Genomic DNA, 26,636 nt, shown 5'->3' with positions numbered 1-26,636 from the left:
TAGTTTATGTCTATGCCGGGAAACACTGAAATATACAGACGGGATAAGCTGTTGTAAAAATTATGAAATTCACTGATAATAGATAGCTAGAGTAAAGAAAGGCGTATATGGATGGGGAAAAATGAAAAATACATATCTGACGAGTTATTTTCCACTCTTCGCGATTATTTTGTTTAGTACTTCTCTGGCATTAAAAACCCAGATGGAATTAGTTTATTTTCTGGAAAAATCAGGAGTTTACCAGGGGATGCTGGAGTTCTTTTCAGAAGGCGGCGTAAAGCTGTCACTTACGGTTCTCCTCCTGGTCATTTTTTTTATGGTGTTTGCCGCCCTGAAATTGGTTGCAGATACGGTCAATGGACTTTCACTTCTATTCTTTTCAAAAGATCTGGAAGGGGAAAGTCTGACAAAGGCAAGGCAAGGTTCGGCCATCTATTTTATTGGAGGCGCCTTGTCGCTTCTGAGTCTGTTCAGTTATGCCGGAATTGGCATCCTCTTTGCGGCCGCCACCTTTATTTATTTCAGTTATTTTGTTTATAAAGCCAGTTCTTCATTGACTGCAGCCGGCATCGCTGGTGTGATTTTTTTTCAGCTTATTGTCTGGTCTTCTCTTTTAACCGGTATACTCTATCTTTCTTTGAAAATATACAACAGCATCATGGCCAGTCTGCCGATATAGTAAAAGGAGGCCGCTGTAAAGGGCCTCCTTTTAAGGTAAACATATCATTTTAATCAGACATTATATCCTTCCAAATCAGCAGCTGGGGAGAATCCGATTCGATAGCAGCCAGACTGCCGGGCCGATCTTTTCCAACCCAGACACCTGCTGTGTACTGGCCAGTTAAGCCCACGAACCAGAAATCATGATAGCCATTTGTGGTTCCTGTTTTGCCGCCCGCATAACCATCTGGCAGACGTGCTTTCCGGGCTGTGCCGGATTGAACAGTCCTGGCCATTAAATCCCTCACTTTTTCTATCGTTTTTTCGCTCCAAATTTGCGTTTGAAAATCCTCCCAGCTATAAAGCAAATTTCCTTTTAGATCAGTGATTTTATGGATGGATCTTGCCGGCCAGGGCACGTCCAATGGCAGCAACATCGAATCCGGCATGATCATAAAAATGCTGGTCCTCTGCTGTGATAAATACATCCTTAAGAAAAGGGGGAATGTCACCTGACGATAGGCTGATTCTGTTTACCGGATGATATATTTCAGAGATTACCTTGCCGTTGCCTGCTTTAATATAACTTGTCTGGGGCAGGCTGACTTCTTTTATTTCAAGCTTTTCATCCAGCAGCTCATGGAATCCCTGGACCTTTTGCGATTCAGCAGAGACAGCAAATACCAGTAAAGAAAAAATAGGAAGCAAAAGAATGATGATCATAAATCCAGACCAAGAACGCAAAGGAATCCGCCTCCGTTATTTTAAACTTCTATCCTATTTTTCGGCTTTTTTTCTGCGGAGTTAAGCTTTTTTAAAAGAAGGCAAATGCTGCTGAAAAATTCCGGCTTAAATGCAATTTACTCAGAAAATTGAAATATTTCATGCTATAATATAAGAAATTGTGTGCGTAAATTTTCTAATGGAAAGCAGGTGAAAACATGGGGGAGGAACACCAATACCTATTTATTGATTTTGAGTTTACCATGCCTGAGAAAGGCAGTGCTTTCAGAGGGTTTTTTCCGGAAATTATCGAAGCGGGAATTGTATCAGTCATCAGCAATCAAGTTTGTGAAGAGTTCTCTTCATATGTAACTCCTGTCCGGTTTCCGATATTGTCCGAGCGTTGCAAATCCTTTCTGCATATAACACAGGAACAGGTAGACCGGGGCATCGATTTTCTTGAACTGGTGAAAAAAATGATGGATATGAACAGGAACCGTCCATGCACGATTGTTACGTGGGGAAATATGGATATGAAGGTGCTTAGGAATAATTGCAGCCAGGCTGGAGTTGATTTTCCGTTCAGAGGCAGGGAAGTGGACCTTTCGATGGAATATAAGCGTTTTTTTGGGGACCAAAACCAGACAGGATTATGGAAAGCCGTTCAGGAATACGGCAAGGAAGGAACAGGAAAACACCACCGAGCTTTAGATGATGCCCTAACGACTTACAATATTTTCAGATTGGTAGAAAAAGATAAGAAGTATCTGCAGAAGCCGGAACCTACTACAATTGGCGATCGGGTGGACTTCTCGAAACTGTTTAATAAATTTGCCTGACAAGCCAAATCCATCAGAATGATTTGGCTTGTTTTCATTTTACTTAAAATAATCCTTTTCCAATGAGTCAAGATTCCTTATGCTTTGTTCTGCCCAGGGAGAAGAATCTCCTTCCAGCTCCGTTCTCATTTTATCCAAAGCTATTTGCAGCGAATCCTTATAATCCGGCATTTCTTCTTCAAATGGCTTTACCATCTGCTTAGGCACATTGGTCTGCTCTCTGAATGCAAGCGCGCGGCGCTCATGGAAAAGTATCACGTCCGCCTCTTTTGGATTATGCAAATCGCCTTGCATTGGATGCTTTAGGACCGCCAGCACTCTGACCAGGTAATGCTGTGGCCGGATATCTGTAACTTCCCCGATATATTTGCCTGTTTTATAGATGGCTGTTACTTTGTCGCCGATCTTTACTTCTGCCAATCTAACCTCTCCTTTGCATTTTTCTTTAGCACCATTATGAAGCTTGAAAAAACAAAGTGCAAATTTTCAATAAATCAGGTAAGCTAAAAAATGATTAGTTTTTTCATAGGAGGATGAGAAAATGAAATGGCGTTTTCTAACACCGCTTCTTTTTCTGATGCTGATTCTGGCAGCATGCGGGACAAGCACTGAAAAAGAAGAGGACAAGGCAAATGGTTCTGATACTGAAGAAAGCCAGACAGATAACCAGGCAAGTGAAGAAGCACCGGACAGCTTTCCGCAATTAACCGAAGAAGTCGAGGGAAATGAAAGACTGGTGGAAATGCAGACATCAAAAGGGAATATTAAAATTAAACTTTTCCCGGATCAGGCTCCCAAAGCGGTTGAAAATTTCATTAAGCATAGTGAAGATGGCTATTACGACAGCTTGATTTTTCACCGGGTTATTAAAGATTTTATGATCCAGGGCGGCGACCCTGAGGGAACCGGCATGGGCGGAGAAAGCATTTACGGTGAATCATTTGAGGATGAATTCTCCAATGAGCTTTATAATATCCGCGGAGCTTTATCCATGGCGAACTCTGGTCCCAATACTAACGGAAGCCAATTCTTTATTGTTCAGAACACAACGCTTGATCCAAGCATGATGGAAAAGATGGAAGAGGCAGGTTATCCGGAAGAAATTATTAAAGCCTATGAAAAAGGCGGTACACCTTGGCTTGATAATAAGCACACCGTTTTTGGACAGGTTGTTGAGGGAATGGATGTAGTCGACAGTATCGCAGCAGTTGAAACAGCCGAACAGGACAAGCCTGCGGAAGATGTGGTCATTGAAAAGATCGAGGTTTTAAAATAAGTGTTTAAACATTGGACTGTGTAATCATTGCTGATATAATAATTCGGTGGACACTGCTTTTAGCAGAAAGGATTGATTAGGATGTTGCAATGGTATGTACTGTCGCTGTTTCTATATTTTCCGGAAGATAAATCAGAATATGGCCCTGCAGCTGTAACGTTTGCCATCTTTTTAGTAGCGGCCATTCTTACAATGAGATTAATTATCCGTGTGTCAAAGCGCGAAGCAGCCAAGGCGAAAGAGCTTGAAGAGCGCATCGACAGGCAAAATAGACAAGGGGGGAACAGCTGAGGGCTGTTCTTCTTTTTTTGTTTATTGATTAAGTGATTGGGCAACACTAAAGACAAAATGTCTTGATGGAGGATTCAATCATGAGAAAAGCGCTGATGCTTGGTTTTGTTCTTCTTCTGTCCGGCTGCGGGGAAGAGAACATTACGAATACGGAAGTTGAAATGTTTAATGCTGCAGGTGATTCATTAGGCACAATTAAGGTGCAGGAACAGGCGAGCGGAGTAAAATTGAGCGGGGATCTGAGCGGACTGCCGCCGGGAGAACTTGCCATCCATATTCATGAAAAGGCTGAATGCGACCCCCCTGATTTTAAATCAGCCGGAAACCATTTTAACCCGGACAATAAAGAGCATGGGCTGCTTCACCCGAAAGGCTCACATGCGGGTGATCTCCCCAACCTGATTGTTGAGGATGACGGAAAGGTTAAGATTGACTTTATGGCGCCCCAGGTCACGTTAAAAGAAGACAAAAATTCTTTGCTGACAAAGGAAGGGACCTCCATTGTCATCCATGACGGGCCAGATGATGGCATGACTCAGCCGGCAGGAGATTCAGGAGAACGCATTGCCTGCGGCCGTATTTCAAAAGATAAAGAAGAAGAAGGTCAGAAAAAAGCACAGGACGATCAATCAACAGAAGAATAAACAATTGAAGGCTTTCCTGGAAGGGAAAGCCTTTATCACTGGGAATTTTTCCGGACGATCCGTATAATGGAGTTAAACCTTATAATGGAGGTTGGTTAAATGGGAATTTTCGATGGTTTTATCGGCAATGCATCTGAAGCGGACATTAATGAGGTTCAGGAGGAATTTTCAGCAGTCCTTGCCCCGAGTGAACAGGTTGAAAAAGCTTACAGACTCGTCCGTGATTTATTCATTTTTACAAACAAGCGCCTGATTCTGGTGGATAAGCAAGGAATCACAGGGAAAAAAATCGAGTATCATTCCATCCCTTACAAAAACATCACCCATTTTAGCATTGAAACCGCAGGCAGCTTCGATCTGGAGGCCGAATTAAAAATTTGGATCTCAGGATCAGACGAACCAATTGAAAAGCATTTTAATAAAAACTTGAACATATACGAAGTACAGAGCGTGCTTGCTGAATATGTACTATGAATCCCTTTGATGTAAAAACCAAGGGGATTTTGCTTGTGGTCATGGCAGAATTTTCATAAGATTAAATTATCTTAATAAAGGATGTGATTTACGATTAATAGACTCCGTTTCGAACCAAAGGAGCTGGAAATGCTCCGCTTTCTGTCCCGCCGTCTGGAGCTGCCTTTGAAAAATGAAAATCAGTATCTGCATTTAGAGAAGGGCTATGCAGGCGAGCTTCATTTTGACAGGGAGCTTCAGGATTTGCCAGACTCTTGCATTATACTAAATGATCTATTGCTGGAAAACAGCAATACCCATTTCCAAATCGATACCCTCCTTATCGCCGGCGACACTATATTCGTCTTTGAAGTGAAAAACTACGAAGGTGACTATTACATAGAAAATGAGAGATGGTATTCCCTGCTATCCAAAACAGAAATAAAAAGTCCCCTCCTCCAGCTGCAAAGAAGCGAAACCCTTTTACGGGGCCTCCTTAAAGAATTCGGCTACCATCTTCCCATCAAATCACATCTGATCTTCATTAACCCCGGCTTTCAGCTTTATCAAGCTCCTATCAATATTCCTGCAGTATTTCCTTCGCAGCTTAAACGATTCCTGGAGAAATTAAAAACTATCCCTAATGCGGCGAAATCAAGAAACCGGAAGCTGGCTGAACAGTTAAATGCCAGCTGCCTGAAGGAGAATCCCTATGTGCGGATTCCAGAATACACTTATGACCAATTGAGGAAGGGGATTTTGTGTGATTCGTGTTCTTCGTTTTTGACCCCCTTAACTCAAGGTTACTTAACGTGCGAGGGATGTGGTTCGAAAGAAAAGGTGGACACTGCGGTACTGCGAAACGTGAAGGAATTTGCGGTTTTGTTTCCTGATAGGAAAATTACTACAAACACAATAGTGGATTGGTGCGGTGGTATTGGTTCTGGGAAAGTGGTGCAGAGGATTTTAGTTAGAAATTATGAGAAAAAGGGAAGGGGGAAAGCTTCTTTTTACCAACAAGCATGCCAAAGAGAAGAAAAAGTGAATGGAGGTCAGATGGATTAACACCGAAATTAGAAGCGGCAAGGGAAAATGGTTATTAATCAGAGGGATTAACGCCGAAAATAGGAGGGGCAAGAGAAAAATGGTAGTTAATCAGAGGGATTAACGCCGAAAATAGGAACTGCAAGAGGAAAATGGTTATTAATCAGAGGGATTAACGCCGAAAATAGGAGGGACAAGAGGAAAATGGTAGTTAATCAGAGGGATTAACGCCGAAAATAGGAGGGACAAGAGGAAAATGGTAGTTAATCAGAGGGATTAACGCCGAAAATAGGAGGGGTAAGAGAAAAATGGTAGTTAATCAGAGGGATTAACGCCGAAAATAGGAGGGGCAAGAGAAAAATGGTAGTTAATCAGAGGGATTAACGCCGAAAATAGGAACTGCAAGAGGAAAATGGTAGTTAATCAGAGGGATTAACGCCGAAAATAGGAGGGACAAGAGGAAAATGGTAGTTAATCAGAGGGATTAACGCCGAAAATAGGAACTGCAAGAGGAAAATGGTAGTTAATCAGAAGTATTAACGACGAAAAAAAAGAGAAACAAGAGAGAATGGTAGTTAATCAGTATGGACAACCGCGATATCCCAGCACACCAAAAAAGCACGGCCCCAGCCGTGCCTCCACAAACACTATCACCCAAAAGCTCTTTTCAGCCTCTCCAGCCCTTCCGCCAATACTTCATGCGGGCAGGCAATATTCATTCGAACAAATCCTTCGCCTCCTGGACCGTATTTCGGGCCTGGTTCCAGGGCTAGTTTCCCTTTTTCCAAAAGGCTTTGGCGCAGTTCGGCATCAGTTAATCCCAATCCGCGGCAATCAAGCCATAGCAGATATGTGCCATCTGGCTCCATCAGGCGAATACCCGGGAGGTGTTCCCCGATAAATTCTGCAGCAGTTCTTTTATTCTCAGCCAGATAATCCATTAGACCATCGAGCCATTCTTCACCATGTCGGTAAGCTGCTTCCATGCCGATAATTCCAAAAGCGGATAGCGTGAAGAATCCTTGCTTGTGCTGTTCTGCCTGAAAAGCTTTCCGCAGCTTCTCATTGCTTATAATGGCAGCTGAAGCTTGAATCCCTGCAAGGTTCCAGGTTTTTGTCGGAGCTATGCAGGTGATTGTGAGTTCTGCAAATCGCGGATCCAGTGAAGCAATGGGATAATGCTTATGGCCTTTATAAATTAAATCAGAATGGATCTCGTCGGAAAGAATAAGGCAATCATATTTAACACATAGCTCCCCTATTTTCCTCAGTTCCTCTTCTGTCCACATTCGGCCTCCCGGATTGTGAGGATTGCAGAGCAGGAATAGTTTTACGCCCTCTTTCAATTTGTTTTCAAAATCGGCAAAATCAATTTCGTACTGGCCATTCTCGAGGTTCAGCTGAGAATTAACGACTGTGCGCCCATTCTGTTTAATCATCTCAAAGAATGGAGTATATACCGGAGACTGCAGCATTACTTTATCCTCTTTTTCAGTAAAAGCCTGGATGGCGGTTGCGATGGAGGGAACGACTCCTGTGCTGTATAGAATCCACTCATTTTCGATTTTCCAGCCATGCCTCTTGTATAGCCACTGTCCGATAGATTCTGCAGTTGAATCAGGTGCATACGTATATCCGTAGACCCCATGAGCTATTCTGTCTTCAATGGATTTCTTCACTTCTTCGGGAGGCTGAAAGTCCATGTCTGCCACCCACATGGGCAATACATCGGATCTGCCAAAAACCTCCTTGGTCCGATCCCACTTAACAGAAGCTGTATTTTCCCTGCTGATTTTTTGATGGAAATTAAAACGATTCAATCCTGTCACCGCCTTTAGAATTCTTTTATGTATCCTGACTCTATGATATGATATTGATACTAAAAATTAAAATATTGCGGCTCAATCTGCCGAATAATAAAAAGGTGATATACATGGAAATTCAGCAAACGAATCTTTTGCTTGTCTACACCCTGGATCAGTGGGATCCATTCGGAGTGGGGCCGGGCAATTATGACACTGAAATTGCTGATTCAGTCCAAGCCGTCCATGATCTGGATGATCAGGTGAAATTGGCCAGGAAGATTCAATCGATTTACGAATTTTCGTTTGAGGAAATCATTCCTTTGGAAAAATGCAAAGAACTCTCCGGGCGCCTTCTGGAAATCAAGAATAATGGCTCCTGTGCTATTTAGCATAAAAAACGGCAGCTCTCAGACCTTGGGGGCTGCCATTTTTATTCACAATACACTTCCTATACACTCTCCTGTACCCGAACGGTATTCATAAAACTCCTAATGTGCTGAAGAACATCTTCCGGCCGTTCTTCCGGCACGAGATGCCCGGTATCTTTTAAGACCACCAGCTTGGAATTTTTTAAATCCTTATTCAGCCGTTTGCCGATATGAAGCGGGACGACTCTGTCATGTTCTCCCCAAATTAAAAGACACGGCGTTTCTATTTTCTTCAAGGCAGCGGCAGGCATATCGCCTTCCCTGTCGCGGATCATCCTGGTTAAGGCTCGGAAAATATCGTCTTCTAAAAATGGCGACAAATATCCGTAGAGCATTTCATCATCAATCATGGAATGATCGTAGACAACATTTTTTAAATTCTGCTTTACCCCTGATCGCTGAAGATATAATTTAACATACAGATGAAAGAAAGGTATGTAGCTTGAAAAGATGATATGCGGCTTCATTCGCTTCATATATCCGGAACTGCACAGCAATATTGCCTGGTCTACTAGATCAGGCTTGGAGTGAGCGACATTTAAAACAATCTGGCCTCCCATGGAATGACCTACTAAAGTAACTTTTTCAAAGCCCAGCTTTTCTGATAAGCGGATAACCGTATCCGCCAGGTTTTTGTATGAGTAGATGAACTGCTGGGATTTCCCGCTTTTGCCGAAGGGCGGCAAATCCATTGATACCACATTGAATTCCGTTTGCAGCAGAGGAATCAGCCTGCGAAAGCTAAAGGTGGATGACAGAAAACCATGCAGCAGAACCAGGGTATCCCTGGAGGACTCATGCTGGTAGTATTCATAATAAACATCTGTTCCATTAATTGGCTCTGTTCCTGAAAAAGTCGCTTGTTCCATTGGCCTGTCCCTCCTAGTCCCAGTTTTACTTTATTTTCCCCTTAAACTTAATCTTGACACATATGATTTTAAAGAAATTAATAAATAATGAAAGTGACACATTTATTTTCCGCAGTTTTTGCTATAATGTAACTATTTTATAGAGTAAATCACTAAAGGATGGGAGCGACAAAGGTGAAATTAACTGAAAAGCAAATAGAGGTTTTGGCAATTTTAGAAAACAATAGTGCACGAATCCCTGTGGAAGACATTGCAAAAATGGCTGAATTAAGTAAGGCGGAAACTGAAACTATTTTAGATAAACTCGAGGAAATGAAGGTGCTCGTGCGTTATAATTCCGTTATTGACTGGTCAAAAGTCGACGGTCATGAAGGAGTTACCGCTATGATTGATGTGAAGGTCGCTCCAAAGCGCGGGGTAGGATTTGATGAAGTTGCACAGAGAATTTACCGTTTTAAAGAGGTAAGGTCTGTCTATTTAATGTCCGGGGCCTATGATCTTTCTGTCATCATCGAAGGCCGTTCTATGAATGAAGTTGCCCGATTTGTATCAGAAAAGTTGTCGACTCTCGATTCTGTCTTATCGACAACCACACACTTCATCCTAAAAAAATATAAGCATGACGGCACTATATTTGAACAAAATGAAGACGACAAACGAATTGTGGTGTCACCGTAATGAATGGAACTAAATCCTATTTATCCAAAACGGTAGAAGAGCTGAAGCCTTCCGGGATTCGCCGTTTTTTTGACCTTGCTGCAGGAATGGAAGGAGTCATTTCGCTTGGGGTGGGGGAACCTGATTTCATCACACCCTGGTCAGTGCGTGAAGCAGCCATCCTATCCCTTGAGCAGGGATATACCTCCTATACGGCTAATGCAGGGTTAATGGAGCTTCGGGAGGAAATTGCAGGCTATATGCAGAAAGGCTTCGGAGTTTCTTATTCTCCCCGGAGTGAAATAATTGTGACGGTGGGAGCGAGCCAGGCGCTGGACATAGCTCTTAGGGCAATCCTCGATCCGGGTGATGAAGTAATTGTTGTAGAACCAAGCTTTGTATCCTATGTGCCATTAGTGTCTCTTGCGGGCGGTGTGCCTGTTCAGGTCCAGACTTTAAAAGAGAATGGGTTTAAGATTCTGCCTGAGCAGCTGGAAAAAGTAATCACTGACCGGACTAAAGCCATTATACTTTGTTCACCCAATAATCCGACTGGAACAATGTTAAATGGAAGTGAACTGGAGGCCATCGCCCAAATAGCTGAAAAGTACGATTTGCTGGTTCTTTCAGATGAAATTTATGCGGAGCTTGCTTATGATGGCGAGTATACGAGTTTTGCCACAATCAGCGGAATGAAAAAAAGAACCATCCTGATCTCGGGATTTTCAAAGGGGTTTGCCATGACAGGCTGGAGATTGGGGTTTGTCTGCGCACCTGAGACGATCTCCCAGGCGATGCTGAAAATTCACCAGTATGCGATGATGTGTGCGCCCACGATGGCCCAGTTTGCCGCTCTGGAAGCCTTGAAAACCGGTAGATCAGATGTCGAGGATATGAAAAAGAGCTATAAGCGCAGGCGGAATTATTTTGTTCAGTCCCTAAATGAACTTGGATTAACATGCCATGTGCCGGGCGGAGCCTTTTATGCTTTCCCATCTATTGAAAGTACGGGACTTTCTTCTGAAGAATTTGCAGAAAAGCTGCTGCTGGAGGAAAAGGTAGCGGTGGTGCCAGGCAATATTTTTGGCGAAAGCGGGGAAGGCCATGTACGCTGCTCTTATGCCACTTCCATGGAACTTCTGCAGGAAGCAATTAAGAGAATTGGCCATTTCTTAAAGCGAAACCAAAAGGCATAAAAAAAAGGACAATCCACAACAGATTGTCAACTTCAAAAAGGGGGGAATACTAGAAAGCCTTACACTACAAGGCTAACCAGTATTCCCTTTTTATATACTTCCTTTTATAAAACTTTTTGGTCATATTTGATTTCATATAGCATTTGCATAACACGGAGGAAATCTTCCTCGCTGAATTCCTTTGCTTTGCGCAAGATGAGCTTTGCTTTTTTGGTGCCAATTTCACGCACAAGCTGTTCGATTTCATAATCGATTCCTGACTGGCCCTTCTGAAGTTCTTGTTCAAGCAGCTCAGAAGCTGGTATATCGAGGGCGGTTGAAATTTTTAAAACAGTCTGGGTATCAGGAATCTGGTCTCCATTTTCATATTTTGCAATCGTCCCCGTCCCAACTCTCACTTTTAATGCGAGCTGCTGCTGGGTCATATTTACACGTTCGCGGCAAGCTTTAATGTTATGGCCGATATTTGACATATCCATCACTCCCACTGTCAATTTCTTCTATCTATATTTTATCATGAGAAACTTAAAATCCTTGCTCTAGTTCATGAACATTTCGTTAACAAACTAAAAAAGATGTCTACATATTGTTTGCGGATTGTTTTATTATAATGAATGACTGTCCAGAATTTTTATGGGATAAAATGGCTGTGATTGCCATCAAAATCATTTTTGATATTTTTATGAAGTTATGATATAATTTTTTATTGCGTATAAAGAGATAAAATTTGAATTTAAATAGGAGTGTTTTCATGTCTGAGAAAATCGAAGTAGGCAGTGTTATTACAGGAAAGGTAACAGGTATTCAGCCATATGGTGCGTTTGTGGCATTAGATGAGAATACACAGGGATTAGTGCACATTTCCGAAGTGACTCATGGTTTCGTTAAAGATATCAATGAGCATCTTAAAGTGGGCGATGAAGTAAAGGTGAAAGTGCTATCTGTTGACGAAGAAGCAGGAAAAATTGGTCTATCAATCCGTGCAACAGAAGAAGCTCCACAAGCAGAAGCGAAAGCTAGAAAGCCTCGCAAGCGCCAAGCAGCTCCAATCAAAATGGAAGACGAATCTGCACAGGGATTCAACACACTTAAGGATAAGCTTCAAGAGTGGATTGACCAGTCTCAGCGCGAGGATCTTATTAAGAAGTAATAAAATATATAAACCGGGTTTCCTGCCCGGTTTTTTATTTTTATTGAGATGCAAAAATTATTTGCTTGTTCGTGCAAAATGAGCGGGCGCTCGACAAGATATTTTGCATGTTTACCTGCATAAAACAGAAGAAAATTAAAATTTTAACGTAAATAGTCTGAAAAATGTTGGAATTTTATATCTTGGCATTAATCTTGCAATAGTTAAACCAACTGCAACTTTAAAAAGGAGGAACATACATGCAAGAAACAGGAAAGAAAATCCCATTTTGGTTTTCAGTGCTGCCGCTGCTGGTGATGATTGCTGCCATGATTATTACAATCGTTAAGTTTGAGGGAAGCCCTCATGTGCCTTTAATTACCGGAACAATTGTATCCGCTTTCATCGCCTGGCGTTTTGGCTATAAGTGGAACGATATTGAGGAAGGATTCTATAAAGGCATTAAGTTAGCCCTCCCGGCTATTCTGATTATCATAATGGTTGGCTTGACTATTGGCTCCTGGATTGGCGGGGGGATTGTCGCGACCATGGTCTATTACGGATTAAAGCTGATGACGCCATCCATGTTTTTAGTCTCAATTTGTATTATCTGTGCCATTGTCACACTTGCAATCGGGAGCTCGTGGTCTACAATGGGAACGATTGGCGTTGCCGGAATGGGAATTGGAATCAGCATGGGCATCCCGGCTCCGATGGTGGCAGGAGCTATCATCTCAGGTGCCTATTTCGGAGATAAAATGTCTCCGCTGTCTGACACGACTAATCTGGCTGCGGGAATCACAGGCACGGATCTTTTTGAGCATATAAGACATATGTTTTACACAACCCTTCCGGCGCTGGCCATTGCCATTATTGCTTATTGGTTTCTGGGGAGGCAATTTGGCGGAGATGATTTGAATAATGATAAAATTACTGGAGTCATGAATGTTTTATCAGAGAACTTTGTCATCTCTCCTTGGCTTTTATTGGTACCTGTAATTGTTATAGGGTTAGTTGCAAAAAAGGTACCTGCACTGCCTGCGCTTGCGGTTGGTGTTTTCCTTGGCTGGCTTTGCCATATTTTTGTCCAAGGCGGTGCTGTGGGGGATGCTGTCAACACTCTTCAGGGCGGATTTTCAATAGAATCAGGCAACACAATGGTGGACGAGCTGTTCAATAGAGGCGGCATTGACGATATGATGTACACCGTGTCCCTTACGATTGTGGCGATGGCCTTCGGTGGAGTTATGGAGCAGACAGGCATGTTAAAAGCCATAGTTGAACAGATACTGAAATTGGCCCGTTCAGCAAGAAGCTTAGTAGCAACTACCGTGCTATCTGCCTTCTTTACAAATGTGGCGGCTGCAGAGCAGTATATTTCCATTCTGCTCCCGGGAAGAATGTATACACAGGCATTTAAGGATAAAAATCTGCAATCCAAAAATCTTTCACGGGCACTTGAAGATGGCGGTACGGTCACTTCTGTTTTTGTTCCATGGAATACTTGTGCGGTGTTTATCATGTCAACACTGGCCGTTCATCCCTTCGAATATGCACCTTATGCGATCTTAAATTTCACTGTGCCGATCCTGGCTATTATCTTTGCCATGCTTGGCTACAAAATAACTTTCATGAGTGATCAGGAACGAAAAGAAATGGAAGAAAAAGATCAAATAGCATCATAAGGCTCCGACCCTTCGGAGTCTTTTTTGTTTTTTTGAGAAAGCAATAGGGTAAAGTAAATGGGAGTACTTCTGTCAAGATTGATGGATAGGGACCTTCAGTTAGTCAAAGAATACATTTTGTTGAAAGGAGAGATAGTTATGGCAGAACAGACACTTTACGAAAAAGTAGGCGGCGGAGAAGCCATTGAAAAGGTGGTTGATTATTTTTACGAGGAACTGGTATTAAAGGATCCGACCGTCAATCAATTTTTTGAGCATACGGATATGATTAAGCAAAAACGTCATCAATCCAAGTTCATCAGCTATGCATTAGGCGGTCCTAATCAATATTCAGGCAATTCCATGGCAAAAGCACATGAGGGTATGAACCTGCAGCCCGAACACTTTAACGCGATTGCCAAGCATCTGCATGATGCGCTTGCCCACTTTGGGGTTAGTGAGAGGGATATCGACGAAGCTTTGACTCGCGTTTCAGCGCTTCGGGACGATATTCTATACAAATAAGCTCCCCGGGAGGAGCTTTTGTTTTTTATCTGCGGAAATTAGAATATAACTGCGGAAAATATTTTTATCAGCCAAATTAGAATTTAATCACGAAAATCTAGTTTTATCCGCGAAGAATTCATTATATCTGCAAACCAATTATACTTCTAATCCTCAAGCGGCATCAATCAGCTGTTTCTTTCCTGACACCGTATTTCCTTAGCCGGTATTGCAGGTTTTGCCGGCTCATGCCAAGGGATTTTGCGGCTTGGGTTATATTATTGCCATGGTGTTTAAGGACTTTCTTTAGATAGTAGGTTTCAGCTTCCTGTATATATTGTTCAAGTGATTTAATAGGCTTGTTTTTCTGAATCAGCAAATCCTCCAAATGTCCGGTTTCGTTCGGCTCCTCCTTGAATTGCGGCTTATTCCGGAAATGAAGAGGCAAATGCACATAGGTGATGGTTTCTTCCTGATCAATCAGATTCATGGCTCCTTCGATAATATGCTCCAGTTCCCGTACATTGCCCGGCCAATCGTATTGCTCGAATTTGCTCATTACTTCTTCATCGATTTCCGCTACATTCATTCCAAAGAGCTGATTGTATTTTTCTATGAAAAATTGTGCAAGATCCCGGATATCCTTTCTCCTCTCTCGCAGAGGCGGAATGAAGAGGGAAACAACACTCAGCCTGTAATATAAATCTTTTCGCAAGCGGTTTTCTGAGATAGCATCAATCGGGTCTTCGTTAATGGTTGCTATAATTCTAACATCTACTGTCCGGTCTTTCGTATCACCGACCCTGCGGACCGTTTTTTCCTGTAAAACTCTCAATAGCTTTGCCTGCAGGGATGGATTAAGTGAATTGATTTCATCCAGCAGCAAAGTCCCGCCATTTGCCTGTTCAAACAATCCCGGCCTTTCAATGGAGCCTGTAAATGCCCCTTTTTTTGTGCCAAATAGAAGACCCTCTATCAGACTGTCCGGAAGGGCCGCACAATTTTGAGAGATGAATGGCTTTGAAGAGCGGCTGCTGCCATTATGGATGCTTTGGGCAAAGAGCTCTTTACCTGTGCCGGTCTCCCCGATAATCAGGACAGAAGAACTTGTCCGGGTTGCTCTTTTGCTCGCTTCAATCACTTCATGGATCTCGTCGCTGCTCCCAATAATACTATCGAAAGTATAGCGGGTGTCTCCGCGTTTATTCATATTTTCTCTGATCAGCTTTTCAAGCTTGGTCACATCACGTGCGATTTCCATAGCGCCAATCTGTTCACCATCTTCCATAATTGGAAAAGTATTATTGATCGTGGTGATTTCCTGCCCCTTATTGTTAAAATAGGTTTGTTTGGCATTTTTAATTTTGCTGCCATTTTTGAGCGCCTGAAGTAAGGTGCTGTCTTCGTCCTGGTTGAAAGAAAACACATCCAGAAGATTTTTATCCAATACATCTTCATAATCCATGCCTTCTATTTGAGCCATTTTTTTATTGTAGAAAGTTGTTCTTCCTTCCTCATTCACTACATGGACACCAACATCAATTTCATCTAATATCCGCTGAAAGATCTTGTTTTTTAGTTGGAGCTGTTCAATTTCCCTGTGATTCATTGTAATCTCCTTCACTCGGCAGTTTATTCAATAGTATATATTTAAGTGAATATATGCAATGAAAATTTGCACCAAAAACTATTAGTTATTTAAAAACCGCAAAAAGATTTTGCTTTCAGCTTATAAGAATTGTCATTTATCAGCTTTTTATATTTGGCACAGTTCTTGCATAATAAAATGGTGGATGAAAAACGAATTTATTAAAGGGGGATGGCATCATGGTACAGCCGTACAAACATGAACCTTTCACAAATTTTAAAACAGAAGAAAACCGTGAAGCATACTTACAGGGATTAAAAACAGTCGAAAGCTATTTAGGACAGGATTATGACTTATTAATAGGAGGAGAAAGAATCTCCACTGATGAAAAAATCGTATCCATCAATCCTTCTAATAAAGAAGAAGTAGTTGGCCGTGTTTCAAAGGCAAACCGCGAGCTTGCGGAAAAAGCGATGCAGGCTGCTGTTGAAGCATTCAAAACATGGAGAAAAGTGAAGCCGGAAACACGCGCAGATGTTTTATTCAAAGCTGCTGCGATTATCCGCCGCCGCAAACATGAGTTTTCTGCCCTTTTAACAAAGGAAGCAGGAAAGCCTTGGAACGAGGCAGATGCTGATACTGCGGAAGCCATTGACTTCCTTGAGTACTATGCACGCCAAATCTTAAAAATCAAAGACGGTGTTCCAGTCAACAGCCGTCCGAACGAATATAACCGTTATGACTACATTCCATTGGGAGTGGGGATCATCATCTCTCCTTGGAACTTCCCGCTTGCGATCATGGCCGGGACAACTGTTGCGGCAATCGTGGCAGGAAACACTGTTCTTTTAAAACCAGCTTCTACAACTCCAGTTGTAGCTGCGAAATTCGTTGAAGTGATGGAAGAAGCAGGCCTTCCAAAGGGTGTACTAAACTTCGTGCCGGGCAGCGGTGCAGAAGTGGGCGACTATTTGGTTGACCACAAAGACACTCGTTTCATCTCCTTCACAGGCTCACGTGACGTGGGTCTTCGCATCAACGAGCGCGCTTCTAAATTAAACGAAGGCCAAATCTGGCTGAAGCGTGTCATCGCTGAAATGGGCGGTAAGGACACAATCGTTGTGGACAAAGAAGCAGACCTTGAATTGGCGGCTACTTCAATCGTAGCTTCTGCATTCGGATTCTCTGGCCAGAAATGCTCTGCGTGTTCACGTGCTGTTGTAGTGGAAGATGTATACGATCAGGTTCTTAACCGTGTGGTTGAACTGACAAACGAATTAACACAGGGCAACCCTGAAGACCAGAGCAACTACATGGGTCCAGTGATCGACCAGGGCGCATTTGACAAGATCATGAGCTACATCGAAATCGGCAAAGAAGAAGGCAAGCTGATGACAGGCGGAGAAGGAGACAGCTCGAAAGGCTTCTTCATCAAGCCGACAGTGTTCGCTGATCTTGCACCAGATGCACGCTTAATGCAGGAAGAAATCTTTGGACCAGTTGTTGGCTTCACAAAAGCAAAAGATTTCGACCATGCCCTTGAAATCGCCAACAACACCGAGTACGGCTTAACAGGAGCTGTGATCACGCAGAACCGTGAGCACATCCAAAAAGCGCGCGAAGATTTCCATGTTGGAAACCTATACTTCAACCGCGGCTGTACAGGTGCGATCGTTGGATACCAGCCATTCGGCGGATTCAACATGTCAGGAACGGACTCCAAAGCGGGCGGCCCTGACTACATTCTTCTGCACATGCAGGCAAAGACTACTTCTGAAATGTACTGAGACTTGTAAAACATGTACGGGATATTTCATATCCTGTGCATGCTAAAACCATAAATAGTTTAAAGAAGGATAGCTTAACGTTACAATAAAAAGGACTATTCTGAAAAAGGAGGAATTTTAATTGACTGAAGCGACAAAATCACATTCACTTATCGAACAAACTGAAAAATACGGGGCAAACAACTATCACCCGCTTCCAATCGTTATTTCAAAAGCGGAAGGTGTTTGGGTGGAAGATCCTGAAGGCAATAAATACATGGATATGCTAAGTGCCTATTCAGCTGTAAACCAGGGGCACCGCCATCCAAAGGTCATCCAGGCGCTGAAGGATCAGGCTGACCGCGTAACGCTAACTTCCCGTGCTTTCCATAACGATCAGCTGGGGCCTTGGTATGAAATGATTTGCGAACTGACAAATAAAGAAATGGCCCTGCCAATGAACACAGGTGCAGAAGCAGTTGAAACGGCAATCAAAGCTGCACGCCGCTGGGCTTATGATGTAAAAGGTGTTGCAGATAACCAGGCAGAGATCATTGCTTGTATAGGTAACTTCCATGGCCGAACAATGACAGCGGTTTCGCTTTCTTCTGAAGAAGAATATAAACGGGGTTTCGGACCTATGCTTCCGGGCATTAAGCTGATTCCGTACGGAGATCTTGAAGCTCTTAAAGAAGCAATCACTGAAAATACGGCTGCTTTTTTAATTGAGCCAATCCAAGGTGAAGCTGGAATTGTGATTCCTCCGGAGGGCTTCCTGAAAAAAGCATATGAAACTTGTAAGGAGAACAATGTATTATTCATTGCAGATGAAATTCAGGCAGGCCTTGCGCGCTCCGGAAAAATGTTTGCTTGCGAATGGGAAGATGTAGATCCTGACATGTACATTTTAGGGAAAGCGCTTGGAGGAGGAGTATTCCCGATTTCTTGTGTGGTTGCGAATAAAGATGTTCTTGGGGTATTTAATCCTGGATCACATGGTTCAACATTTGGAGGAAACCCAATGGCTTGTGCCGTATCTGTTGCTTCCATGAACGTATTGGTTGAAGAAAAGCTTGCAGAACGATCCCTTAAACTGGGCGAATATTTCATGAACAAATTAAAAGAAATTAATAATCCTGTCATTAAGGAAGTGCGCGGCCGCGGCTTATTTATTGGTGTTGAGCTGAATGAGCCAGCACGCAAATATTGCGAAGAGCTTAAAGAACAGGGTTTGCTTTGCAAAGAAACGCATGACACGGTTATTCGTTTTGCCCCGCCTTTAGTCATTTCTGAAGAAGAGCTTGATTGGGCAATTGAAAGAATCAATAAAGTATTAAGCTAATACAAAATTACGGACAGTTGGCCCCTGTATCTGAATTTGTGATGCAGGCCCGCTGGTTATGGAGTATTGCTGTAATTTTCCTAAATATTAAAATCAAGAGGTGCCATGATGGGAGCTGCAGGAGTAGCTGGTAAAGAAACTGAACAAAAAATGGAAGAGTCTTTAAATTTATTTACTTCAACTCAAGTTGTAATCAAGGAAGCTTTGAACAAGCTCGGCTATGCAGATGAGATGTATGAGCTGCTGAAAGAGCCGCTGAGAATGCTCACGGTAAGAATCCCGATAAGGATGGATGACGGGTCGATAAAAATTTTTACCGGCTACAGATCACAGCATAATGATGCGGTAGGACCGACAAAGGGCGGTGTCCGTTTTCATCCTGAAGTAAATGAGGATGAAGTAAAAGCTTTATCCATGTGGATGAGTTTAAAGTGCGGAATTGTGGATCTTCCTTATGGAGGAGGTAAAGGCGGCATCATTTGTGATCCCCGTTCCATGTCAATGGGGGAGCTGGAACGCTTAAGCCGAGGATATGTAAGGGCAATCAGCCAGATCGTTGGCCCTACAAAAGATATACCTGCTCCGGATGTTTATACGAATTCACAGATCATGGCCTGGATGATGGATGAATACAGCCGCCTCCGTGAGTATGATTCTCCTGGGTTCATCACAGGCAAGCCGCTTGTTCTCGGAGGGTCGCAAGGAAGGGAAAAGGCAACTGCACAGGGTGTAGTGATCTGCATTGAGGAAGCTGCGAAAAAGCGAGGCATTTCCATTGAAGGAGCCCGTGTGGCTGTTCAGGGATTTGGAAATGCAGGAAGCTTCCTGGCAAAATTCATGCATGATGCAGGCGCTAAAGTGGTCGCCATATCAGATGCCTATGGTGCTCTATATGATCCAAATGGACTGGATATTGATTACCTTCTTGATAGACGCGATAGCTTTGGAACGGTAACGACCCTATTTGATAACACATTGACAAACGAAGAATTGCTTGAACTGGATTGCGATATCCTTGTTCCTGCGGCTGTGTCCAATCAGATTACCGCTGCAAACGCCCATAATATTAAGGCTTCCATCATTGTAGAGGCAGCAAATGGCCCAACCACTCTTGAAGCAACAAAAATTCTTTCAGACCGGGGAATCCTGCTTGTTCCTGATGTGTTAGCCAGCTCAGGCGGTGTAACCGTATCCTATTTCGAATGGGTGCAGAACAACCAGGGGTACTATTGGACTGAAGAGGAAGTTACAGAAAAGCTGAAAAAAGTGCTTGTTCAGGCTTTCGATAACGTATACCAGACTTCACAGCAGCGAGAAGTAAATATGCGCCTTGCTGCTTATATGGTCGGCGCGAGAAAAATGTCTGAAGCATCCCGCTTCAGAGGCTGGGTTTAATTCGGTAAACGGTATATAAATACTGATTCAATAAAAAAAATCCTTGCACTCAATGTGCAAGGATTTTTTGCATTCATTAACGGGTTGGCCTTGCTTCAGGTTCTCTTTCCAGTTCTTCATTTGGTTTGAAAAGAAGCCCCAGATTGATTAAGCCCGCGATGCCCACAAGACCGTATATAATTCTTGAAAGGGCTGAATCCTGACCGCCAAAGATAGCTGCCACAAGATCAAATTGGAAGAATCCGATTAAACCCCAGTTAATAGCGCCAATAATTGTTAGAACCAGTGCAATACGCTGAATGCCACTCATGATGTTTCCTCCTTGTAGTATAGGTTCACTATTATGTTGCTGCACGGAAATAAAAAATATTCATTGTAATAAACGTTAAGAGCCATAATGAAAAAGATGATCTGAGAACCCGGGATATCTAATGTTCACCTTTCGAATCGTACTTTTTGCAATAGCTGAAAATATGAAAGATAATGATGTGGAAAAGGAGATGGTGATATGCAAAATTTTACCTTTTATAATCCGACTAAATTAATTTTTGGGAAAGATCAGCTGTCCCAATTGCAGACTGAAATCCCGCAGTATGGCAAGAAGGTTCTTGTTGTGTACGGCGGTGGAAGCATTAAGCGCAATGGTTTATATGATAAAGTGAAGGCGCAGCTCCATGAAATTGGTGCTGAAGTGTTTGAACTATCAGGTGTTGAGCCTAATCCAAGAATTTCCACTGTCCGCAAAGGCGTTGAAATCTGTAAAGCTGAAGATATCGATTTCCTGCTGGCAGTTGGCGGCGGGAGTGTAATCGACTGCACAAAGGCTATCGCAGCTGGTGCTAAATATGCTGGCGATGCCTGGGATCTGGTTATCAAGAAAGCATTTGCTGCAAAAGCTCTGCCGTTTGGAACCGTTCTTACATTAGCGGCTACCGGTTCTGAAATGAATGCAGGTTCTGTTATTACAAACTGGGAAACAAATGAAAAATATGGATGGGGCAGTCCTGTGACTTTCCCTAAATTTTCAATCCTTGACCCTGTTAATACATTCACCTTGCCAAGGAATCAGACGGTATATGGAATTGTGGACATGATGTCCCATGTACTGGAGCATTATTTCCATCTTGAAGAAAATACCGATTTTCAGGATCGTATGTGTGAATCGCTGCTGATTACCATTATGGAAGCAGCTCCTAAGCTCCTTAACGACCTTGAAAGCTATGAGCATCGTGCGATCATCTTATATTCCGGCACAATGGCATTGAACGGTATTCTGAATATGGGCTACCGGGGAGACTGGGCTACGCATAATATCGAGCATGCTGTATCGGCCGTTTATGATATTCCTCATGGCGGCGGTCTGGCCATTCTGTTCCCGAACTGGATGAAGCATAATCTGAACGTGAAGCCTGAGCGATTCAAGCAGCTGGCTATCCGTGTATTTAACGTGGATCCGGCAGGAAAAACAGATGAGGAGACTGCGCTTGAAGGCATTGAAAAGCTTCGTGAATTCTGGAACAGCATTGGTGCACCTTCACGCCTGGCTGATTATGATATCGATGACAGCAAGATCGAATTGATGGCAGACAAAGCGACTGTCAACGGTGAATTCGGCAATTTCGCGAAATTAAATCATGATGACGTGGTTTCAATCTACCGCGCTTCTTTATAATACCAAGCTGGACTCTGCCTAAAGCAGAGTCCTTTTACATTTTCCGCCGAAAAATGACAATCACCATTAGCGCGTAAAAAATATGTCAAAATTGGACACGCTTACATTAGGGGATGATTCTTGATTAACTTTGAGGCTTTCGTTAAAGTGGTATAAGGATGACAGCTAGAATTACTGCAGGCTGTTTAAATTTGAGAAAAATTGGAGGACATTCATGACACACGTTCGTTTTGATTACGCAAAAGCACTTCCTTTTTTTGGCGAACATGAAATTACATATCTGCAAGATGCCGTGAAGGTAGCACATCACTCCCTTCATGAACAAACTGGAGCTGGCAGCGACTTTTTAGGCTGGATTGATCTGCCTGCAAACTACGACAAAGAAGAGTTCTCCCGCATTCAAAAAGCGGCTGAGAAAATTAAAAGCGATTCCGATGTTCTTATCGTCATTGGAATTGGAGGTTCCTATCTTGGCGCGCGTGCGGCTATTGAAATGCTTCAGCACAGCTTCTATAATGCACTTCCAAAAGAAAAGCGCGGCACTCCGCAGGTATTATTTGCGGGCAACAATATTAGTTCCGCTTATATGAAGGATTTAATGGACCTTCTTGACGGCAAAGATTGGTCCATCAATGTCATCTCCAAATCAGGCACAACGACTGAGCCTGCAATGGCTTTCCGTATTTTCCGCAAAATGCTGGAAGAAAAATATGGTGTGGAAGAAGCACGTAAACGAATCTATGCTACAACCGACAAAGCAAGAGGTGCTTTGAAGACTCTTGCGACAGAAGAAGGCTACGAGTCATTTATTATTCCGGATGATGTCGGTGGCCGCTATTCGGTCCTTACAGCAGTAGGTCTTTTGCCAATTGCCGTCAGCGGTGCAAGCATTGAAGATATGATGAGCGGTGCTGCACAGGCACGCGAAGACTTCAGCAAATCTGAGCTTCAGGAGAACGCAGCATATCAGTACGCTGCTGTCCGCAATGTTCTCTATAACAAAGGCAAAACGATTGAAATGCTGATCAACTATGAACCAGGACTTCAATATTTTGCAGAGTGGTGGAAGCAGCTGTTCGGTGAAAGTGAAGGAAAAGACCAGAAAGGAATTTTCCCTTCATCAGCAAACTTCTCCACTGATCTTCATTCATTAGGCCAGTATGTGCAGGAAGGCCGCCGGGACCTTTTTGAAACGGTTATCAAGGTGGAAGAATCACGCCATGAACTTACGATTGAAGAAGCAGAGAATGATCTTGATGGCCTGAACTATCTTGCGGGTGAGACTGTCGACTTTGTTAATAACAAAGCTTTTGAAGGGACAATGCTTGCACACACAGACGGCGGAGTGCCAAACCTGATCGTTTCCATTCCAAAAATGGATGCCTACACATTTGGCTATCTGGTTTACTTCTTTGAAAAAGCATGTGCAATGAGCGGCTACCTGCTGGGAGTGAATCCGTTCGATCAGCCTGGTGTTGAAGCATACAAAGTGAACATGTTCGCCCTATTAGGAAAGCCAGGATTTGAAGAGAAAAAAGCTGAACTTGAAAAGAGATTGAAGTAATAGCGAGAAGCGTCTGCCTGCGGGTGGGCGTTTTTTTATTGGAGAAAATATATTCTGCCTTTTTTAGTGCCTGAACTGGGCATTGCTGACAGAAGGCGGAATGTCGTATCCTCAGAAGCTAAATGAAGGAAGACTCTGGCTTGCTTGTTTGTTATAGTGGGGCTAATCAGAAGAAGATAATCTTGGATAGCAGGCAGATGAGCTTTCTTATCTTTACATCCGCAGTGGGGGCACAGCCAATCTCCATGGATACGCCGCATTGGAAAAATAAGACAGTTTGGGCATTGCACTCCTGTAATAACTTCTTGAGAAGAGATATTATAATGGTCCAAGACGTTTATAAATCCAGGAATATGGTTGATAACCAGTGCCCTCGAAATCTTTTTAATCTGTCGGGATGTAATAACTTCTATTGGATAATTTTGTTTAAAGATCTTTACTTTTTCAATAAGGTTTTCAATGTGAATGACGCGAAATGGAATATGTGAGCGATTTGCAGAAGTTTTCAGGATAGTAGAGGGGCTGCTTATGCCAATTAGATATTCGATGGGTATGTCGACTGCTAAGTTTTGGATTAGCCAGGCTTTTAGTTGTGCTTTCTGGCGTTTGGCTTGAATTAGAGGATTAGGGAAGCCTTCTTCTTTTTCATTTCTGGTTCTTATCAACTGATTGAAGGTTTCATCGAATAGAAGCGTTCCAAGGATATTTTTCACTTCAATAATTAAAGCGAAACATGGAGAAAGAATGAGGGTGTCGATTTGGAAATAAGTGCATCCGCTATAAAGCCTTAAATCATGCAGGATAGTAAATTCTTTATCAGGTAGGTGACTTAAATAATAATCCAATGACTGTTCCCCTCGATAACCAGCTTTTCTTTTAGCTAAATCACCTTCAATAGTTGGTCTCTGTGGATGAGCTGCTGGGATACGCCTAATTAGGGCCTCATTTTGTCGGATTCTGATAGGTATTAAACGATTTTTTATTATCAAAAAAAGATTCACTCCTTTCTAAATAGTAATAATTGCCTTTTTATGAAAGAAACTCCTCTAATCCAAAGATAAAAATGCCGTTTAACCGCGAAAATTTTAATATATCCGCGAGATTTTACATATATCCGCGAAAAAACAGATATATCCGCGAATTTCTACAAATAACCGCGAAAACAACAATATAACCGCGAAACTTCTAATTCTAAGCATAATTCTTCGATAATCGCATTCATGATATCCCTTACTTTGGAGAAACTAAGCAAAAAGCGTAAAAGGGGATGGATTCAGTGATTGAGATACCTTCAAAAGTGGAAGGAAAGCATTTTGATTTATATAAGCTGGAGCAGGCTCTAAAGCCGGTTGGCTATTCAATTGGCGGAAACTGGGATTATGATCACGGGTCTTTTGATTATAAAATTGATGATGAGGTGGGGTATCAGTTTTTAAGGGTCCCATTTAAGGCGATTGATGGGCAGCTTGATGATCCAAGCTGTACGGTGGAAATAGGCAGGCCGTTTCTGCTTTCCCATAAGTACCAGCGCGGCCTGGATGACCACGCCTATACAGGGAATTTCAGCGCCTCCTTCGACCAATTCTCGGAGCCTGTTGATAAGGACGCCAGTTTTCCGGAAGAATTCATTAATCTCGGCAAAGCGCTTGTCGAAGAGCTGGAGTCCATTTTATTAAAAGATTAACCGAGTATAACAATCAGCTGATCCTGCTGAAGAATTCTAAAAGGCTGGGGAGGATTAACAAGGGTTTCTTCCCCTCTTTTAACACCCAAAAGCAGAATGCCTTCTTTCATAAGCTCGGCACTAAGTTCAGCAAAAGTCTTATTTTCTACATCTTCTGATGCAGGCTGAAAAGTTAATTTGCGTTTATCAAGCTGCCCCAGCAAATCAAGGAATGAAGTAACAAGCTCCTGGGAAGAAACGCTGTTAATCATGACAAAGCTCGTAAGGACATTCGTCTGAACAATTTCATCAGCTCCCGCTCTTTTGGCGTTGGCTGCCTGTTCTGAAGTTAATATTTCAACGATGCATTGAACATCCCGATTTAATCCTTTTATGGCCAATAAGGTTAAAATTGAATTCATGTCTGCATGCAGTTCATCTTTGTTCTGATCAGCTGTTATGATTACTTTTTGGGCATCAAATATATTTGCCTTCATGAGGACATCATCTCTGTTAGCGCGTCCCTGAATAAAATGTACATTATTGTGGGGAACAGGATTTGACCTTAGTGTTTCATCAATTAAAGCAATGGAATGGTTCATCCCATCGCCTCCAAGAGTATTAACGATCTCCCTTGAACGTTCGTTCCAGCCTATTACAACTATATGGTTTTGACCGCGATATTCGATTTTCCCCTCAAGGAAGTCATTCTGCCGGGTAACTGCTGCTGTTGCAAGTGAAATAAAATAGGTAGACAGAAAGCCCGCTCCTGTAAAAATAAGCGCAATGCCCACTATGCGCCCTGCAGTACTTTTTGGATAAAAATCTCCAAAACCGACAGTTGAAGCGGTTACAACCGCCCACCAGATTCCATCAAAAAATGTCGGAAAGGAGGAGGGCTCAATAATATGTATTAATCCGCCAAAAAGAAAGATCACCATCAGGGCAATCAGCAGAATTCTGATTACTAAGGGCAGACGTATGAAACTGTAATAGATGTGCTGAGGCATAAAGTACCCCTCCTAATTTACAAAAGGTTTCAGCAGCTGACTGCTAAAAAATGCCAGCTGTACAGAATATAAAAAAAAGCCATGCCAGCATATACTTTAATTAAGTATATCGTCTATTGCACGGCTCAGCAGTTGAATATCCTTTGATATTTCATTTTTCACGTCGTCAATCTCGCACCTTTCATATTCATCCATGAGAAGGGAGAGTTCTCTTTTTAGTATGACAGCCTCGTGTTCAAAATCCATGATGACTCCCTCCTTTAGGGATATATAGGACTATCGGGCAGATAGTAAATTCTTTTGTAATGTTACAATTATGTTACCCGATTTCTTTTCCATTTAAACGGTAAATCCCTTAATAATTTGAACATGAAATTTAGAACGAGTATAGTTTACCCTCATATTTTGCACGTAAACACATCGTTTATGCTAAATAGCTGGAAAGTAAAAAAAC

General features: G+C 42.6%; 30 protein-coding genes. 19 read left to right on the top strand and 11 right to left on the bottom strand.

The genetic code is table 11. The features are described from left to right. Positions 1-121: 121 nt before the first annotated feature. On the top strand, positions 122-679 hold the full coding sequence (locus IRB79_RS24185) for a DUF5366 family protein (RefSeq protein WP_243505673.1): 558 nt from the start codon (positions 122-124) through the stop codon (positions 677-679). Between the two features lie 49 nt (positions 680-728). Here the strand turns inward: IRB79_RS24185 and IRB79_RS24180 are convergent, their stop codons facing one another. Next, positions 729-1,109, bottom strand: a complete 381-nt coding sequence (locus IRB79_RS24180) for a penicillin-binding transpeptidase domain-containing protein (protein WP_243505671.1) — start codon at positions 1,107-1,109, stop codon at positions 729-731. Further along, on the bottom strand, positions 1,051-1,404 hold the full coding sequence (locus IRB79_RS24175; protein WP_243505669.1) for a transglycosylase domain-containing protein: 354 nt from the start codon (positions 1,402-1,404) through the stop codon (positions 1,051-1,053). The genes IRB79_RS24180 and IRB79_RS24175 overlap by 59 nt, the downstream gene beginning before the upstream one ends. A gap of 197 nt (positions 1,405-1,601) precedes the next feature. On the opposite strand from IRB79_RS24175, the gene kapD reads away from it, so the two are divergent. Next, positions 1,602-2,222 (top strand): 3'-5' exonuclease KapD, encoded by a 621-nt coding sequence (gene kapD, locus IRB79_RS24170; RefSeq protein ID WP_243505667.1) that lies wholly within the window; start codon positions 1,602-1,604, stop codon positions 2,220-2,222. Between the two features lie 39 nt (positions 2,223-2,261). Here the strand turns inward: kapD and IRB79_RS24165 are convergent, their stop codons facing one another. Continuing rightward, on the bottom strand, positions 2,262-2,642 hold the full coding sequence (locus IRB79_RS24165) for a kinase-associated lipoprotein KapB (RefSeq protein ID WP_243505666.1): 381 nt from the start codon (positions 2,640-2,642) through the stop codon (positions 2,262-2,264). 121 nt (positions 2,643-2,763) lie between these two features. Here IRB79_RS24165 and IRB79_RS24160 point away from each other — a divergent pair, with 121 nt between their 5' ends. The 5 genes from IRB79_RS24160 (at position 2,764) to IRB79_RS24140 (ending at position 5,951) form a co-directional block, all read left to right on the top strand. Next, complete coding sequence (locus IRB79_RS24160; protein WP_279401038.1) at positions 2,764-3,498, top strand: peptidylprolyl isomerase; 735 nt, start codon at positions 2,764-2,766, stop codon at positions 3,496-3,498. 81 nt (positions 3,499-3,579) lie between these two features. Then, positions 3,580-3,789, top strand: a complete 210-nt coding sequence (locus tag IRB79_RS24155) for a hypothetical protein (RefSeq protein ID WP_009331645.1) — start codon at positions 3,580-3,582, stop codon at positions 3,787-3,789. A gap of 80 nt (positions 3,790-3,869) precedes the next feature. Beyond that, positions 3,870-4,433: a superoxide dismutase family protein gene (locus IRB79_RS24150; RefSeq protein WP_221879380.1), complete on the top strand. Its 564-nt coding sequence runs from the start codon at positions 3,870-3,872 to the stop codon at positions 4,431-4,433. Between the two features lie 99 nt (positions 4,434-4,532). After that, on the top strand, positions 4,533-4,907 hold the full coding sequence (locus tag IRB79_RS24145) for a PH domain-containing protein (RefSeq protein ID WP_009331643.1): 375 nt from the start codon (positions 4,533-4,535) through the stop codon (positions 4,905-4,907). A 129-nt stretch (positions 4,908-5,036) separates the two neighbouring features. Further along, a complete protein-coding gene (locus tag IRB79_RS24140; protein ID WP_243505664.1) occupies positions 5,037-5,951 on the top strand; it encodes a nuclease-related domain-containing protein in 915 nt (304 codons plus the stop codon). 629 nt (positions 5,952-6,580) lie between these two features. On the opposite strand, the gene IRB79_RS24135 is transcribed toward IRB79_RS24140, so the two are convergent. Next, positions 6,581-7,750, bottom strand: coding sequence for a MalY/PatB family protein (locus tag IRB79_RS24135; RefSeq protein WP_243505662.1), 1,170 nt, complete (start codon positions 7,748-7,750; stop codon positions 6,581-6,583). A gap of 113 nt (positions 7,751-7,863) precedes the next feature. Between IRB79_RS24135 and IRB79_RS24130 the strand changes: the two genes are divergently transcribed. Then, positions 7,864-8,124 carry a DUF1871 family protein gene (locus tag IRB79_RS24130; protein ID WP_243505659.1) on the top strand — a complete coding sequence of 87 codons (261 nt, stop codon included), beginning with the start codon at positions 7,864-7,866 and terminating at the stop codon, positions 8,122-8,124. 59 nt (positions 8,125-8,183) lie between these two features. On the opposite strand, the gene IRB79_RS24125 is transcribed toward IRB79_RS24130, so the two are convergent. Continuing rightward, on the bottom strand, positions 8,184-9,032 hold the full coding sequence (locus IRB79_RS24125; RefSeq protein ID WP_221879375.1) for an alpha/beta fold hydrolase: 849 nt from the start codon (positions 9,030-9,032) through the stop codon (positions 8,184-8,186). A 174-nt stretch (positions 9,033-9,206) separates the two neighbouring features. On the opposite strand from IRB79_RS24125, the gene IRB79_RS24120 reads away from it, so the two are divergent. Beyond that, complete coding sequence (locus IRB79_RS24120; RefSeq protein ID WP_243505657.1) at positions 9,207-9,710, top strand: Lrp/AsnC family transcriptional regulator; 504 nt, start codon at positions 9,207-9,209, stop codon at positions 9,708-9,710. Next, positions 9,710-10,885: an aminotransferase gene (locus IRB79_RS24115; RefSeq protein ID WP_243505656.1), complete on the top strand. Its 1,176-nt coding sequence runs from the start codon at positions 9,710-9,712 to the stop codon at positions 10,883-10,885. Before IRB79_RS24120 ends, IRB79_RS24115 begins: the two co-directional genes overlap by 1 nt. A gap of 104 nt (positions 10,886-10,989) precedes the next feature. On the opposite strand, the gene IRB79_RS24110 is transcribed toward IRB79_RS24115, so the two are convergent. Beyond that, entirely contained in the window at positions 10,990-11,358 is a 369-nt protein-coding gene (locus IRB79_RS24110; protein WP_221879372.1) for a helix-turn-helix domain-containing protein, read from the bottom strand. Between the two features lie 278 nt (positions 11,359-11,636). On the opposite strand from IRB79_RS24110, the gene yugI reads away from it, so the two are divergent. The 3 genes from yugI (at position 11,637) to IRB79_RS24095 (ending at position 14,203) form a co-directional block, all read left to right on the top strand. Next, positions 11,637-12,035, top strand: coding sequence for a S1 domain-containing post-transcriptional regulator GSP13 (yugI, locus tag IRB79_RS24105; RefSeq protein WP_009331635.1), 399 nt, complete (start codon positions 11,637-11,639; stop codon positions 12,033-12,035). 239 nt (positions 12,036-12,274) lie between these two features. Further along, positions 12,275-13,699 (top strand): Na+/H+ antiporter NhaC, encoded by a 1,425-nt coding sequence (gene nhaC, locus IRB79_RS24100; RefSeq protein ID WP_243505652.1) that lies wholly within the window; start codon positions 12,275-12,277, stop codon positions 13,697-13,699. A gap of 138 nt (positions 13,700-13,837) precedes the next feature. Next, positions 13,838-14,203, top strand: a complete 366-nt coding sequence (locus IRB79_RS24095) for a group I truncated hemoglobin (RefSeq protein ID WP_243505651.1) — start codon at positions 13,838-13,840, stop codon at positions 14,201-14,203. Positions 14,204-14,366: 163 nt separating this feature from the next. Here the strand turns inward: IRB79_RS24095 and IRB79_RS24090 are convergent, their stop codons facing one another. Further along, the gene (locus IRB79_RS24090; protein ID WP_243505650.1) at positions 14,367-15,791 is read right to left on the bottom strand and encodes a sigma-54 interaction domain-containing protein; all 1,425 of its coding nucleotides are present in this window, start codon (positions 15,789-15,791) and stop codon (positions 14,367-14,369) included. A 218-nt stretch (positions 15,792-16,009) separates the two neighbouring features. Between IRB79_RS24090 and pruA the strand changes: the two genes are divergently transcribed. From pruA to IRB79_RS24075, 3 genes are all read left to right on the top strand, one after another. Continuing rightward, a complete protein-coding gene (gene pruA / locus IRB79_RS24085; RefSeq protein ID WP_243505648.1) occupies positions 16,010-17,557 on the top strand; it encodes an L-glutamate gamma-semialdehyde dehydrogenase in 1,548 nt (515 codons plus the stop codon). A gap of 121 nt (positions 17,558-17,678) precedes the next feature. After that, positions 17,679-18,878 (top strand): ornithine--oxo-acid transaminase, encoded by a 1,200-nt coding sequence (locus IRB79_RS24080; protein ID WP_243505646.1) that lies wholly within the window; start codon positions 17,679-17,681, stop codon positions 18,876-18,878. Positions 18,879-19,028: 150 nt separating this feature from the next. Beyond that, a complete protein-coding gene (locus IRB79_RS24075; RefSeq protein WP_243509642.1) occupies positions 19,029-20,273 on the top strand; it encodes a Glu/Leu/Phe/Val family dehydrogenase in 1,245 nt (414 codons plus the stop codon). 76 nt (positions 20,274-20,349) lie between these two features. Here the strand turns inward: IRB79_RS24075 and IRB79_RS24070 are convergent, their stop codons facing one another. Next, entirely contained in the window at positions 20,350-20,583 is a 234-nt protein-coding gene (locus IRB79_RS24070) for a DUF378 domain-containing protein (protein ID WP_009331627.1), read from the bottom strand. A 198-nt stretch (positions 20,584-20,781) separates the two neighbouring features. Here IRB79_RS24070 and IRB79_RS24065 point away from each other — a divergent pair, with 198 nt between their 5' ends. Both IRB79_RS24065 and IRB79_RS24060 read left to right on the top strand, forming a co-directional pair. Beyond that, entirely contained in the window at positions 20,782-21,945 is a 1,164-nt protein-coding gene (locus tag IRB79_RS24065) for an iron-containing alcohol dehydrogenase (protein ID WP_243505644.1), read from the top strand. A gap of 214 nt (positions 21,946-22,159) precedes the next feature. Beyond that, on the top strand, positions 22,160-23,509 hold the full coding sequence (locus IRB79_RS24060) for a glucose-6-phosphate isomerase (protein WP_243505643.1): 1,350 nt from the start codon (positions 22,160-22,162) through the stop codon (positions 23,507-23,509). A gap of 35 nt (positions 23,510-23,544) precedes the next feature. On the opposite strand, the gene IRB79_RS24055 is transcribed toward IRB79_RS24060, so the two are convergent. Further along, the gene (locus tag IRB79_RS24055; protein ID WP_243505640.1) at positions 23,545-24,498 is read right to left on the bottom strand and encodes a nuclease-related domain-containing protein; all 954 of its coding nucleotides are present in this window, start codon (positions 24,496-24,498) and stop codon (positions 23,545-23,547) included. A gap of 287 nt (positions 24,499-24,785) precedes the next feature. On the opposite strand from IRB79_RS24055, the gene IRB79_RS24050 reads away from it, so the two are divergent. Next, the gene (locus IRB79_RS24050; protein ID WP_243505638.1) at positions 24,786-25,193 is read left to right on the top strand and encodes a YugN-like family protein; all 408 of its coding nucleotides are present in this window, start codon (positions 24,786-24,788) and stop codon (positions 25,191-25,193) included. Here the strand turns inward: IRB79_RS24050 and IRB79_RS24045 are convergent. Next, positions 25,190-26,182 carry a potassium channel family protein gene (locus tag IRB79_RS24045; protein WP_243505637.1) on the bottom strand — a complete coding sequence of 331 codons (993 nt, stop codon included), beginning with the start codon at positions 26,180-26,182 and terminating at the stop codon, positions 25,190-25,192. The two genes, IRB79_RS24050 and IRB79_RS24045, sit on opposite strands and share 4 nt — an antisense overlap. Positions 26,183-26,278: 96 nt before the next feature. Continuing rightward, positions 26,279-26,428, bottom strand: a complete 150-nt coding sequence (locus IRB79_RS24040) for a hypothetical protein (protein WP_175609186.1) — start codon at positions 26,426-26,428, stop codon at positions 26,279-26,281. Positions 26,429-26,636: the final 208 nt, after the last annotated feature.

It is taken from the genome of Cytobacillus oceanisediminis, from assembly GCF_022811925.1.
Lineage (GTDB): Bacteria > Bacillota > Bacilli > Bacillales > Cytobacillaceae > Cytobacillus > Cytobacillus oceanisediminis_D.
This window is presented reverse-complemented; position numbering and strand designations above follow the sequence as displayed.